Origin of the sequence: Paenibacillus sp. FSL H8-0261, from assembly GCF_045040645.1 — a bacterium.
Taxonomy (GTDB): domain Bacteria; phylum Bacillota; class Bacilli; order Paenibacillales; family Paenibacillaceae; genus Paenibacillus_AQ.
In genome coordinates this window covers 883,370-897,528 of the sequence record NZ_CP150297.1, presented here as the reverse complement: position 1 = coordinate 897,528, position 14,159 = coordinate 883,370, and the positions used below count along the sequence as shown (strand labels likewise).

Below are 14,159 nucleotides of genomic sequence, written 5' to 3'. Positions count from 1 at the left end.
GTGCCCGTATGTTTTTAAGTTGTATACTCGTGCCCTAGGATTAAGAAGACACTTGAGGTCCAAGTAAACGCCCTGTCGCGAAGCCCTTGACCCGTCAGAGCATCGAAGTTCTCGGCCATGCCACTCTTGTTCAGCATATTGCAGAATCGGCGGGCTACCTCGCTTGCCAGTTCAACATCCCCCGCCGCGGCCACACCTTCCACGAGCAACATGGTTGATGGCGCCCAAATCGGGCCCCGCCAATAGCCATCCGGCATGTAGTAAGGGCTCTTCACACTCTCTGTAGCCCAGCCGTTCGGCGTCAAGAAGCGGCTCTCATCCCGCAGGCCATCCAGCAGTGCGCGCAGGATTGGCTCCGGCAGCCGCTTGCCAAGCAGAATGGGCATGAAGAGCAGCAGGCTGTCGCCGTCGGATGCTTCGTGAGTTCCAGAACGGCAAGCGGTGAACCTTCCATCCTTCCAGAAATGACGCAGCATTTTCTCCAAGGTCTCCTCGCCTAATCGTCTCCATGCGGTGCTTTCGTCGGTAAGCCCCAGAAGCCCGGCAATTTCGGCAAGCAGTTCAATCTGCAAGATTAAAAATGCTGCCAGATCCGGACTCTCCACCGGAATCCCGTTATTAAAGGCAGTACTGTTGTCCCACCCCGAATCGTTTCCATGATTGTACTGTGGTATACCGTCCTTGTCGTTATCCCGGTAATGGAACCACCAGTTCGTCCACTTGCTCAAGGGCCCATACACTTCACGAAGATGGGATTCCTTAATATAATCCGTCCGCTGCATCATCCAGGCCAGCGTCCAGCCATGAATAGGGGGTTTGTTGCAGTTCCAAAGCTCGTACTTGTCGTTGATAAAGTCCGGAATCAGGCCACTCTCATCCTGGCGGTCGAAGAAAATCATAAACTGGTCCCAGGCCAGCTCCGGGTGATGTCTGACCAGAGCCATCGCATTGAAGCAGTGATCCCAGCTCCAAATATTCGTCATCCAGTTCTTCGACATATACATTGCTGGCCGGGTCAAACATCCTTCCGCGGGAACCAGACAGGACCAGGTAATATAAGCCGCCAGTTCACGGCCGTCTTGCCAGCGTTCGGGAACGGTCAAGCTGGCACCCAGCCACTGGTCATATTCCTGTTGCACCGCTAGTACCGCTTCCTCCCATGGTGTCCAGGCATCACGCCGTTCCCATACCGTGCGGAATTCTTCCACCGCGAACTCGGCAATTTCCGTACCCGCTTCAGGGATGAACTCCGCCACAATGCGGGAACTTTTGATTTTGTCCCAAGGTACCTCCATCCGGAGAGCCCCGGTTAACCGGGTGAACATGAACCGGCATTCATGGGTGAAGCTATTTACTTCCCAACTGCCTGCGCTGTGTTCATAAGCATAATCATAGGCTGAGGTACGGAAGGTGAGGCGAATGCCACATCCTCTGCTCTTGAAACGGACCGTACGGCCATCTGTGATACAGATCTCCGCATAGATATTGTCGGTATCCGTATTCAAACGAAGCAGTGCAGGCTCTGCCTTAGCCTCGTACGGAATATACTGATTACTCTCGTCCAGCAGTTCAATTTGAAAAGCTTCACCAAATTTATCATCCCCACCACGCACGGTCCGTAAGTAAAGTCCCTCCGCCCTGACATCCGATTCAGGTAGTTCAGAAATAGCCAGAAAGGTGCCTCTTCGGCTGAAGGGTACCGTGTTAAGATTAAAGTTCATATCGTTGGACTCCTTTCCAAAGCAAGTATGCGCTTTCAGTTTATCCAAGGCGTTAGAAATTCGAAACAGACAGGTGTTAGCGATGGGGAGTCATATTGTTGGAGTGAGAAGTCTGAGGCGTACACGGGTGTCTTTTTGTTAGATGATCAGGGGTACAAATGTTAGCACGTCTTTATAAACGAGCATATCGATAGGGAAACGGCATATGAGTTTGGTAGAAAAAAAGGTTATCCGTAATACCTCATGTAGGCATTAACGGGATAACCTTTTGCTGGTAATTTAATTTAATTTAATGGGATCGAATAAAATAGTCTGGATCCTTTGTTGTTGGTATACCATACAATTTTGTCGCCGCTAACAATAGGGCTGCTTTCTGATAGTACAAAGTTCTTAATCGTTTGGATACCGCCAGTGGTTGCACCCGCTCCATCTATAAGAACATATTTCAGGTCACCCGGATGATTCTCTTTATCAAACTCCTGCCACAGCACCATCATTTTGTCGTCTGTGATTTTTACTAGTTCAGGGATGGACGCGATCAGGTTCGTACCAACATATTTAGCCAAGGTGATGTGGTTCACTGCTGTGCTAGACAGGTTGGCTTTTGGCAGAACACTAAGAACGATATCTCTCTGATCCTTCTCTAGTCCCACCATCTCATAAGACGTATATTCTTTGACAAGCGAATGGTCAATCGTATTCATAGCGACAATATAGTTCGCCGAAGACATCTCAAATCCGCCTATAGAAACGCCTGTGGTGTTCGCTCCGATTTTGCCGGGAATATTAAACAGGTCTACCTCGTTATAGCTGGTTCCATTTCCTTTATTCAGCACAATCGAACGAGGATAGGCATCACCATGATCCACTAGAACATGCGTAGCACCATCAAACAATACATATTGATCAAAAGAGTGACTGACATGATTCTTCTGGAATCTTCCCAGATCATTCGTCACGGTCATTGTTTGGGTATTCACGATAATGGTCAGCTGGGATTGATGATTTAGTTTATCTTCTGTCGTGTACCTTGTACGTGAAGTGTGGAATACAAGCATATCACCAGCCTCGGCCATACTACCAGAGCCAGAATCAAAAGGGCTAACCGTATAACTCTCGCCACCCTTAACGGAGACACTATCTACTCTATTGAAGCTTTTATCATAACGGACAATACGAATCACTTCTTTGCTATCATTCTCTTCGCGATTCTCTTGTCCAAAAGCAATATAGTTATACTTCTCCCCACTATAGAAACCACCAAATATCGGAAGTTCAAAAGGGATACTCTTATTTCCAGTTAGTTCAAACTTCTCATTATATGATTCAATCGTAACTTCCTTATTCGCCTCAAGGACACTTACAGTCCCGTCATTATTATTCACGAGATAGGAAGTGGCCGTACTTTTCCATCTGGGAAAATAAGAAGATACAGCGTTACTTTCGGTTTTCACCGCCGTCTTTACCCGGTAAGCATGATCTGGAACTTTTGAGAACAAGGATATTCGATCAGACTGAACGTCATATTCGATATCAAATGGAATTTTCCCCGCCAAATCTCGCAACTGAACATAGTTATTCTCGTCAATATTGTACGCCGTAATCGACTGTAGCTGTCCGTTCACTAGCACTTTAGAGGTCGACAGCGTAGCTGAATAATTTCTATTGCGACTATAGTAGTTGCTGCTAGCTTTCTTTTCGGGAGTATAGGCTTGCCCGGTTATGATCTCTATTGCATTGTTTGCTTTATTCCAAGTGATATCAAATTGACTGGCTGTTCCCGAGAAATACTCCGCTACATCGCGCAGCCGAAAATAATTGCTGTTCGAGATATTGAATCCGTTCAGATCCCTTTGTTCTCCGTCAAAATATGTACTGCTCTCGGTTACCTTAGCCTTCACCGTACTGCTCGCAAAAGTTGTAGTGCCGAGCGCTGGTATAACCAGTAATACAATTAGCAAAACACTAAAAATCCTCTTCATCCAACTTTTCCCCCATTTATATATAAATAAAAATACTATAATTTTTATCGGTATTTTATTCCTATTCCTCCACCACATAACTTACAAACGCCAAGCGCTTACTATCCGGAGACCACGAATTCACGTTAATCGTACCTTGTCCTCCAAACAATTGTACTAGTGTGCGATAATCTCCTCCCGTGCTTGCCATCAATCGAATCTCAACATCCTTATTCGCAGGGTGATCGCCAGGATCTACATCTCCTTTGCGGTAACTCAGGTAGGCTATCGTCTGACCATCTGGCGATACATGCGGGAACCAGTTATTACTCTCATCAAAAGTCATCTGTGTTTGCTCAGTGCCATCGGCATTCATTCGCCATATCTGCATCAGCCCTGTACGCACCGAGTTGAACCATATATGTCCCCCATCTGGTGAATATTCAGGCCCATCATCCAGCCCAGGCGAATCCGTCAGTTGTACCTCTACTCCCCCGTCTACTGGAATGGTATAAATATCATACTGACCATTGCGCTCTGCACAGTAAGCTAACTCAGCACCGTTTGGAGACCAACCATGTAAATAACTTGGAGCATTCGGTGTAACTAGAACCGGTTCGCCACCCTCCATGGGAAGAGTATATATACGAGATTTACCATCTTCTTTTGTATGATGACTAATTGCGATCTTGGTGTTGTCAAAAGACAGAACATGATCGTTATTACATTCCGTAGCAAACCCCGAGTCAATTTGAACAAGCTCACAGGTTGCGATGTCGAACGAATAGAGACAACCTCGACTATTATAAATAAGACGCTTACCATCGCTAGTCCAATTGGGTGCCTCGATTAAATAATCAAATGAGCGGAGCGCAGTACGTTCCCCAGTCTGTACATCTACGATTTCTAATGTGCTAATCACTTTCATTGTCCTCTCTCCCATCGTTAAAATATGTACATAACCCACTTCGACAGCTATTCTAAATCCCCTTTCTTCTGGTCATACCATTGTATAAGAAAAAAGATCCGCCTCGAAGAGTTCACTCCTCAAGGCAGATCCATAATCATCTTATAAACGTCCAGCCGCTTTTACTTTTACCAGCAAGGCATTGCCCGGCAAGTATGCAATCGGAATATCCTCAGACAATACGATCTGAACGGTATTGCGATCTGCACCGGCTAGAACAGCTTGCTCTATTGCATGGCTGCGGGCATCTTCCTTAGCTTCATCATAAGACATTTCGTCCAGGGAATAAATGCGCTCTGTCTCCCCGCTCACCTCACCTAACGCAGCGCCAATCGCATTCGCAGCATCATAGTGATCCGGTCTCACAATCCGTGATACACCTTCAAGCTTGTCTGCCACAAGAATACTTCCGCCACCGACCAAAATGACGTCAACAGGATCTGAGCTTGTCTTCATCCTATCAATCGCTTCCTCGATATCCCGCGTAATGATCTCATCTGCTCTTTTGCAGATCGATTCATCAAGTGCCTCAGTCTGCGCATCTTTCCACTCGTATCGATTAAGCTTCACCGCCACATCGGTTGCTGTGAGCGTATCACCACCAAAGATGAGGCCGCGCTTCAATAGCTCGTACCCCACGCTGTCCGGACCCACTGTTACCTGATCCTGCGTTTCATTCAAGCGAACGATTGTACCGCCGCCGATCCCGATCGATAAGATATCCGGCATGCGGAAGTTCGTGCGAATCCCGCCAATCTCAACCGCAGCGGAGGATTGACGCGGGAAGCCTTGCATCAGGACGCCGATATCTGTCGTGGTGCCACCGATATCAACAACAAGTGCATCATTCAGACCTGACAAGTGTGCCGCGCCCCGAATGGAATTCGTCGGACCGCAAGCAATCGTCAGAATCGGGTAACGAAGCGCATATTCACTGTACATCAGTGTTCCATCGTTCTGACAGATGTATAGGCTCGCGTCAATTCCATAAGTGTGAAGCGCCTCTTCGAAGCCCTTTACGACTCCAGCAATGACGTTAAGTAATGCGCCGTTCAGCAACGACGCGTTCTCACGCTCGAGCAATCCAATACTTCCAATCTCATGAGACAACGTCACAGGCATATCTGCGCCAAGTACTTGCTTCGCTAGTTCTTCGACACGTTTCTCCTGCGAGGTATTCACTGGAGAGAACACACCACAGATCGCAACCGCTTCGACTTCACCCTTCATTTTCAAAAAGCAGTCTAGAATCTCTTCTTCATCCATTTCAACAATCGTGCGCCCATCATATTCATATCCACCATGAACAACATAAGCATGTGGGCAAACCGTTGCCTTAAGTGTATCGTCCCAATCCGCAAGTGGAGGAACCGCAGTTGTTGCCGGTGCCCCGATTCGAATCAAGCCGACTTTCCCCAAGTGCTTGCGCTCCACAATAGCATTCGTACAGTGCGTAGTTCCGAGCATTGCATAACGAATCTGCGCCGGATTCACACTACTCTCTGCTAACAAACGACGGATGGATTCAGTAATGCCTTCATTCACATCACGTGTGGTATGCACTTTTATCGTATGAATGGTGTTTAGCTTGGAGTCGAGCAAGGCTGCATCTGTATTTGTCCCGCCGACATCAATCCCAATGCGGTATATTTCTTCCATGTTGTCTACATTCGTATGAGACATTACTCTGCTCCCCCTTTCTCTGCTGCCAATTGTTCAATTGGAACATAAGGTGCATCATAGCCAAAATATTGTGGACCTACCGTCTCGAGGCCCTTTGGTGAACGCCATTTCGGATCACAAGGGAAACCAACCACACTCACCCGGGCACCGTATTTCAAATTCTCAGTCGTGATTGGCATACCGGTATCCTGGTCAAGCACAGAGATCAGGTCAGGAGTAATAGCAATTGAATGTCCATCTTCTGTGGCAAGAAGGAACTCATTCTGGAAGAACAAAGTCATCGTACGTCCCTTTTTAGCATCTGTACCTTCGAAGATCGCTTCACCGCGTGTAAATCCGCCTTCTGTACGACGGCGAATGTCTACTGCCTTCCCCTGGAACAACGCATATCCATTCAGCTGCTTCAGCAGCATTTCAATTGGATTCTGCTTCAATTCCTTGGACTCGAACAATGTTTTTCCGATTTCATACGCAAGCGTCAAGGTATGTGGGATTGCACTTTGCTTTACCTGCGCTCCAGTTACCGGATAATCACAAATCGAAGCTGATCCGCCCATTTGAATCGTAACTGCACGCGCCATCCGCTCTTCCCAAACACCGTCGATCGCATGCATAAGCACACCGTTGCCGCGTTCATCTGCCATCGTAATCGGACTGCAGTCAATACCGTCCAAGTAGAACGTCACCATTTGCGATTCTGGAAAAGCCCGTCCCATGGCATCCGCATCTACGATAGGAATATTGCGTTCCGCAGCCGTAATTACGGGAACCAGAGAGTTACCGCCACCGACCTCAATCGGCATAATGGCGCTCACCTTGCGTCCAAGCTCTTTCTCAATCATATCTAAAGGCTTGATCATTTGCTGAATCGAAGGAATCTTCTCATTCATAACCGTAGGTGCGCCAATCATGGATATAGGAACAACCAATGCATCGTCCTCCAGATCCTCAGGACTTACTAAACGAACAGGACCATATTTGCGAATGGCTTCCATCGCCATCAATTTACCAATATGCGGGTCACCGCCCCCGCCTGTTCCAAGAACGGCTGCACCAACAGCAATGTATTGCACCGCTTGTTCATTTAATTCTGTTAGTTTGTGATTTCTCATGTTGTTATCCCTTCTTTGTCATGATTTTGCCGATAATCCACTGCACAATAAAGGCGAACATAAACGCATCTAATGCCGGAACGCTCGTGATTTGGAACCATCCAAATCCATCTGGCGCTGCGGTTGTCATAAAAGCGAACAACGTAGCTGCAACCCATACCGCTAAGGAGCGAATCACCCAGTTTTTGTTGCGATCCAAACCTTCAAAAGTGAATTTTTTTCGATCTACAAGCAAAAATTCGGACGTGTAGATCCCCCCGATTGGAGAGACAAACACCGTAATAATATTTAGGAAAGATAAAAACTTATCATAGATGCCAAGTACGGCAAGCAACGTAGCAAAGATACCTGCCACAATAGTAATTAGCTTTTTCGGAACCTTTTGGAACACGACAGAGAACCCTAGCGAAGCAGAATATAAATTGTTCGTGTTTGTCGTCCATTGGGCAAGGGTTAAGACGATAATGGCTGGAAGCCCAAGTCCTAGCGCAATGAAAATATTCGTCAGATCATCTGTGTCCATAATTCGAGATAGGAAAATAGCTACAATTGTCATAAAGCTGTTACCCACAAAAAAGCCGATAAAGGCCGCGGTTATAGCATGCTTCGGTGTGCGCGCCCAACGAGCGATATCCGGTGAAAGCACCGTGCCGACAATAAAGATACCAATAACAAGCGAGATCGCTGTCCCCATCGGGATCGCTGCTCCGCTAATCGGTTCCCACACGGCTGAAGCTCCTTTGGTGTGGAACGCGGAATAAATAGCCACTCCGATAAACAAAATAAGCAATGGTACGGACCAGGTGCTTAGTCGTTCAATAGATTGATATCCCCAAATAGCTGTCGACATCATCAAAAGCCCACCTATGAATGAAAGCACCCCTAAGGACAGATGAATATCCCATAATTGACTAAAAGCAGTCTGCATATTCGAAGCGAAGAACCCGACCTGCACCCCAAACCAACCCAGTGAGAAAATACCGAGGATAACTGCTACGACACGCGCACCCACATTTCCGAATAGAAACCGAGAGATCATCGATGTCGATAACCCTGTTTTCACCCCTACATACGCACATAACGCTCCGATCACCCCTAGGATTAACGAACCGATTATTGTTGCTGTGAGTGAATCCGTCAGATTCATTCCATTGCCAAGCTGAGCACCCAAGAACATCGCTGATAGGTCAATCCCGATGGCGATCCAGACGAGCGACATAGATAGCCATTTTTTACGCAAATGCGCTGGAACCGGCTCTCTCTCAAAATCCCCCGAGCTGAGCTCGTTCCCCTTTACTTCACTTACTTCTGCCATTCTCCCCATCCCCTTGTTGTTATCTTCTTCTGTAGCGCTATGAGGACGCACCCTTCCAATACATTTCAAACGCATGGTTTAGCTTACGCTCATAAATTCCCTTAGAAGTGTAATAGAAATACTGCATGCTTAATCCATCCATCAAGTTGAGAAAAGCATCTGTGAGAAGCTGCACGGATTGATCGCGAATTACGCCCTCTTCCATCCCTTTTGAGATGAATTGTTCAATGATCTTCGTCAGCATCGCGTCGGACTCTAGGAATGCTTCCTCAATCGTTTCCTTTAAGAATGCCGGTGGGAAGACCACATACCTCAGCACAATTTTGCTTGCTTCAGGACTCTTCTGATAGAACTCATACTGTCTAGACAATATGCCTCGTAGACTTTCCTGGGCACTCAGTACTTTCTGTTCTTCCGACAGCTCTTGAATATAAGTGTTATAGGACTGCATAGCCTCACGAAAGACCGTCATAAACAAATCCTCTTTATTCTCAAAAAAGGCATAGATCGCCGGAGTCTTCACGCCAACTTCCTTCGTAATTTCAGAGAGAGCCGTACCCTCGTAACCCTTCTCTCCGAATAGTCGCATCGCTACTTCTTTCAACTTGTTTTTGGTCAAGACATTCCACATCCCTTACTTACTTAATTAACGTTAATTAAAAAACACTATACATCTCTATGCATAATAATTCAATAGTTTTCATAAAAAATAAACCTCAATACATGCAAAAAAGCCGACCAACGTCAGGATAATTCCTGAATTATGATCAGCTGAGCGGTGAAATGGGTTTACTTTAAATGCATAAACGTGCTTGGGTTAATGTAATCTTTCATCAAACATGAGTTGAATTTGAATACCAAAGGGATCTTCAATGATACCATAGGCTTTACTAAACACATTACTAGATAAAGGAGCAATAATTTTTACGCGCTCATCCGTGATTAAGCTTTTATAGAAACCTTCAATTTCCTCTAAGTCAGCACTTTGAATACATAATGAAGTGTTATTACCCACTGTATATTTCTCATTCGTATTCATTGTATCTTCTGCTATCATTATTTTTGTTTTTCCGATTAACAGGACAGAGTGAGTAATATAATTCTTATTTTCATCCGTAAGCTGTATGGAGCTGTCACGTTCTGCTAGTTGTTGATAGGTAACACGTAACAATTCCTCTGCATCAAAATGCTTTTTGTAAAATTCTATAGCTTCCTTGGCTCTTCCCTTCATCGATAAGAAAATAGCTACTTCTAGTGTTGTACTCATAGTGTAAATCTCCTTCGTATATTTGATATGTGATCTTAAACTTATTATCATATATAAAGGTATCAAAACATGACACCTTAATAAGGAGCTTTTTATATGAAGAAATCAGAACGATTAAATGACATGATGAGATACTTAAACGGGCGAGAGTTTTTTAATCTAAGTGACCTTATGGAGAAATACAATATTTCAAAAAGCACAGCGCTACGTGATATTAGTTCATTAGAACAATTAGGAATGCCTATTTATTCAGAGCATGGCAGACACGGACGTTATGGACTTTTAAAAAATAGATTGTTATCCCCTATTATTTTCACGATAGATGAAGTCTATGCACTGTACTTTGCTATGCTGACGCTAGAATCTTATCAATCTACACCTTTTCATTTAAGTGTTAACAAGCTAAACGAAAAGTTCGAGCACTGTCTATCGAGTACACAAATCATCCAGATTCATAAAATGAAAAAAGTTCTACAATTCGAAATGTATCAGCATAAGCATGTCAGTCGTTTTTTAGATAAAATCCTGGCAAGTATTCTAAATGAATGTGCCTGTAACATTGAATACACAAAAAATAACCAGACAAAAAGCTACCCTGTACAATTCTTCAGAATTTCCGCGAAGTTTGGTCAATGGTATGCTACTGGAATAGAGTTAAATACGAATACATATAGGGTGTTTAGATGTGATCGAATAACCTTCATTGAAGAAGAGGAACGCACAGCCCGCTATTCTATAGAAGAACTTCTTAGTCGTTCCTTAGAATTTTATCAATCCGAGAACAGCATTCACTTTGAAGTTGAGATTGCGGAGCAAGCTAAGGATATTTTTTATAAAGAGCATTATCCCTCTATGAAAATAGAAGCTGGCCCGAAAACAGTCATAAAGGGATTCTATAATCCAGGCGAAGAAGAATTTCTAGCTAATTATTTCATGAGATATGGTCAATATGTTAGAGCGGTGAAGCCTGAAGGCTTGAAACAAATAATTCAGGATAAAATAGAGAATCTCTTACATCATTATCAAAAATTATAAATTGGAAAAAGAAAAGAGGGGCCTACGCCCCTCTTTTTTGTATGAATTATGATTTTATTTTTCCAATGGATAGACTCACTCGATAATTGCCATGCTTCAAAAGTTGTGCCAGAAATGACTCAAGCTCCTCATTCGTAGCAAAATGTCCAGTTAACACATAACATCCTTCTCCGCTAATTCGATGCACTTCGGAAATAGCTTCCTCCTCCATCACGAACTTCTGGAATAAAGGATGATTGGTTGATTCCACAAAAAATGTAATAAAGGCCGTGATAGAAAGACCTAGCTTTGCTTTATTAGTAACGATCGTATATTGTTCGATAACCCCTAAATCTTCTAAACGCCTAATGCGATTTCCGACCGCTTGGCCGGTCATATGTATCTTTTGGCCAATGTCCTTCCACTGAATTCTGGAGTTTTCTTTTAGTAATGCTAGTATCGCAAAATCGATATGATCAAAAATAAAAATCAATCCTTTCGTCATGAAAGCAAATGGATATATAGCGTTTCGCCAACTTATTCAGCATTTAAGCATGAATATCTATACTTAGTTATATCCTGATTCACTAGTTAGTAGCCATTGAAACAGTGATAACTAAAACACTTCAAAGGAGGCCCAAGAATGCTATTACAAGAAATTTTGGAGTATAACGATCAGTTCGTAGAAGACAAGGAGTATCTACCTTATGAGGGAACGAAATTCCCTAAAAAACGCATGATTGTCGTAACGTGCATGGATGCGCGACTGATTGAGCTGCTGCCTAAAGCCCTAAATATACACAATGGGGATGCCAAAGTCATCAAAACAGCAGGTGGAACGATTACCCATGCATTTGGAAGCATCATGCGCAGTATCATAACGGCTGTCTACGAACTGAATGCGGAAGAAATTTATATCATCGGTCACCACAATTGTGGCATGAGTCAAAGTAACCCTGAAGGAACACTTCAAAAAATAATGGATCGCGGAGTCGCGACACCAGAAATTCTTTCTTCACTTGAATATGCAGGTATCGATCTTCATAAATGGTTGTTCGGCTTTACGAATGTCGTAGATTCGATTAAAGGAAACATAGATCTGGTGCGTAATCATCCGCTCATTCCGAAAGAGGTAGCTGTTCATGGTCTGGTGATTGCACCAGACACTGGTAAACTCGATCTGATTGTAAATGGATATGAACAAATAACAGGCCACGACAAGCACTAAGCGATACTCATTATACTAAACTAAAGGGAGCAATGAAAATGAATAGAAAAGAAGCGACACAACAGATATTGGACGCTAAATTTGCAAAAGGATTAACTTGGGGCGAAATCGCAAAGGAAAGCGAGCATTCAGAAAGCTGGGTTGTAACTGCACTGTTGGGCCAAGCGACAATGACGCGTAATGAAGCAGATAAAATGGGGAAATTGCTTGAACTCGACGAACAAGTGGTTCAAGCACTCACACAAATCCCACACCGTGGCGATGTCATCGATATGCCGCCTACAGATCCAGGACTGTATCGCCTATACGAAATGCTGCTTGTATACGGTCCAACGATTAGAGAACTTGTTTTGGAGAAGCTTGGCGAAGGTATCATGAGCGCGATCGATTTCCAATTCGACGTACAAAAGCAAGAAGATCCAAACGGTGACCGCATCATTCTGACGATGAACGGAAAGTTTTTGCCATATCGCAAATGGTAATAGATTAAGAAGCGAGCCAGCCACCTTTTAACGATTTCACATCGAAAGGTGGCTTTCATTTTCCTTATAGATTGTATAGTTAACAATAGTAAAGGTGAGTTGATATGGAGAACAAACGTGTTACCGATAGTCTCAGCACTGTACAATGGTTCATTTTTTTGCTAGCCAATGCAGTGGCTCTGCCCATTGTCATTGGAGGTATTTTTCAATTGTCGTTTGAACAAATTTCAACCTTAATGCAGCGGACATTTTTCGTTGTAGGAATCAGTTCATTTATTCAGGGATGGTTAGGACATAAATACCCTATTGCAGATGGTCCTGCGGGATCATGGGTAAGTATCTTTGTCATATTAGGCAACTTAGCCTTAATTCAAGGGCAAGATCAAATGTATGCATTACAAATTCTAGAAGGAGGATTAATCGTAGCCGGGCTTGTTCTCTTCGTATTAGGAACTACAGGGCTAGTTTATAGGCTTCAATTTTTATTTACACCCTTAGTTTCGGGTTCATTTTTATTCATTCTCGCCTTGCAATTAAGCGGTGTATTAGTCAAGGGCATGCTTGGGTTACAGGGAACAAGCGCCGAACCAGATGTTATGGCAGCACTCATATCCTTTTTTATTTTTGGACTTGTTATTTTTCTCTCTATTAAAGGGAGAGGATGGATTAGTAGTTACGCCGTACTGATTGGAATCGGCTTGGGTTCGGCATTATTTGCAGCATTCGGGAAAGTGGGGCCAACATTTACAGATTCAACTTCCGTCTTGAAGTTCCCTCATATTTTTGCTTGGGGAGTACCTCAATTCGATCTAGGGATCGTGATTACCTCACTGTTGTTTACGTTTTTGTTAGTATCCAATACAATTTCTTCTATTTCCGCTGTAAAACAAGTAGTTCCGGTTTTACCGAAAGATGAAAAAACAGCATTAAGCCGAGGGATTTGGACGGGAGGGATCTCTCATATACTAGCCGCCCTATTCTCAACGATAGGCGTTGTTCCATTGCCAGCCTCGGCGGGCTTTATGAAATTAACAGGGCAGAAGCGAATTCGGCCATTTCTTATGGCCTGTATGTTATTAACCGTTATCGCGCTTATACCGTCCGTTGTCAATGTACTGGCGTTACTTCCAGCTCCTGTAGCCAGTGCAGCACTTCTAGCTACTTTTGTACAAATCGTAGGGATTGCATTCCAATCCTTGCTACAGGAACAGCTTGATCATCGCCGATTAACGATACTAGGAATAACGTTGTTGGTAAGCATTGGACTTATGTTTTTGCCTCCAGCGGTATTTCAGAGTCTTCCTTCCACACTTCGATATATTTGCAGTAATGGTCTGCTTGTCGGCACTATACTGGCCATGCTTTTAGAGCAAATTTGGAAAGGTGAAAAAAAATAAATCACTGTCAGA

General features: G+C 44.1%; 13 protein-coding genes. 4 read left to right on the top strand and 9 right to left on the bottom strand.

The features are described 5' to 3' along the window. Nucleotides 1–14: 14 nt before the first annotated feature. The 8 genes from MHI27_RS03925 to MHI27_RS03890 all read right to left on the bottom strand — a co-directional run bounded on the left by MHI27_RS03925 (nt 15) and on the right by MHI27_RS03890 (nt 10,026). Nucleotides 15–1,721, bottom strand: coding sequence for an amylo-alpha-1,6-glucosidase (locus MHI27_RS03925; RefSeq protein ID WP_405175650.1), 1,707 nt, complete (start codon nt 1,719–1,721; stop codon nt 15–17). Nucleotides 1,722–2,005: 284 nt separating this feature from the next. Continuing rightward, complete coding sequence (locus tag MHI27_RS03920; RefSeq protein ID WP_405175649.1) at nt 2,006–3,703, bottom strand: hypothetical protein; 1,698 nt, start codon at nt 3,701–3,703, stop codon at nt 2,006–2,008. Nucleotides 3,704–3,764: 61 nt separating this feature from the next. Then, nucleotides 3,765–4,610 carry a TolB family protein gene (locus MHI27_RS03915; RefSeq protein ID WP_405175648.1) on the bottom strand — a complete coding sequence of 282 codons (846 nt, stop codon included), beginning with the start codon at nt 4,608–4,610 and terminating at the stop codon, nt 3,765–3,767. A 141-nt stretch (nt 4,611–4,751) separates the two neighbouring features. Next, nucleotides 4,752–6,332 carry a hydantoinase/oxoprolinase N-terminal domain-containing protein gene (locus MHI27_RS03910; RefSeq protein WP_405175647.1) on the bottom strand — a complete coding sequence of 527 codons (1,581 nt, stop codon included), beginning with the start codon at nt 6,330–6,332 and terminating at the stop codon, nt 4,752–4,754. After that, a complete protein-coding gene (locus MHI27_RS03905) occupies nt 6,332–7,444 on the bottom strand; it encodes a DUF917 domain-containing protein (protein WP_038568756.1) in 1,113 nt (370 codons plus the stop codon). The genes MHI27_RS03910 and MHI27_RS03905 overlap by 1 nt, the downstream gene beginning before the upstream one ends. 4 nt (nt 7,445–7,448) lie before the next feature. Next, entirely contained in the window at nt 7,449–8,759 is a 1,311-nt protein-coding gene (locus MHI27_RS03900; RefSeq protein WP_405175646.1) for a cytosine permease, read from the bottom strand. A 37-nt stretch (nt 8,760–8,796) separates the two neighbouring features. Then, nucleotides 8,797–9,378, bottom strand: a complete 582-nt coding sequence (locus tag MHI27_RS03895) for a TetR/AcrR family transcriptional regulator (RefSeq protein ID WP_042184917.1) — start codon at nt 9,376–9,378, stop codon at nt 8,797–8,799. Nucleotides 9,379–9,576: 198 nt separating this feature from the next. Continuing rightward, nucleotides 9,577–10,026, bottom strand: a complete 450-nt coding sequence (locus tag MHI27_RS03890) for a VOC family protein (protein ID WP_405175645.1) — start codon at nt 10,024–10,026, stop codon at nt 9,577–9,579. A gap of 96 nt (nt 10,027–10,122) precedes the next feature. Between MHI27_RS03890 and MHI27_RS03885 the strand changes: the two genes are divergently transcribed. Beyond that, nucleotides 10,123–11,061 carry a helix-turn-helix transcriptional regulator gene (locus MHI27_RS03885; protein WP_405175644.1) on the top strand — a complete coding sequence of 313 codons (939 nt, stop codon included), beginning with the start codon at nt 10,123–10,125 and terminating at the stop codon, nt 11,059–11,061. A 46-nt stretch (nt 11,062–11,107) separates the two neighbouring features. Here the strand turns inward: MHI27_RS03885 and MHI27_RS03880 are convergent, their stop codons facing one another. After that, a complete protein-coding gene (locus tag MHI27_RS03880; protein ID WP_341127187.1) occupies nt 11,108–11,545 on the bottom strand; it encodes an Lrp/AsnC family transcriptional regulator in 438 nt (145 codons plus the stop codon). A gap of 138 nt (nt 11,546–11,683) precedes the next feature. On the opposite strand from MHI27_RS03880, the gene MHI27_RS03875 reads away from it, so the two are divergent. The 3 genes from MHI27_RS03875 (at nt 11,684) to MHI27_RS03865 (ending at nt 14,147) form a co-directional block, all read left to right on the top strand. Continuing rightward, nucleotides 11,684–12,268: a beta-class carbonic anhydrase gene (locus tag MHI27_RS03875; protein ID WP_405175643.1), complete on the top strand. Its 585-nt coding sequence runs from the start codon at nt 11,684–11,686 to the stop codon at nt 12,266–12,268. A gap of 38 nt (nt 12,269–12,306) precedes the next feature. Further along, entirely contained in the window at nt 12,307–12,750 is a 444-nt protein-coding gene (gene cynS, locus MHI27_RS03870; RefSeq protein WP_283910234.1) for a cyanase, read from the top strand. A gap of 104 nt (nt 12,751–12,854) precedes the next feature. Further along, nucleotides 12,855–14,147 carry a purine/pyrimidine permease gene (locus MHI27_RS03865; RefSeq protein ID WP_405175642.1) on the top strand — a complete coding sequence of 431 codons (1,293 nt, stop codon included), beginning with the start codon at nt 12,855–12,857 and terminating at the stop codon, nt 14,145–14,147. The last annotated feature ends 12 nt before the right edge of the window (nt 14,148–14,159 follow it).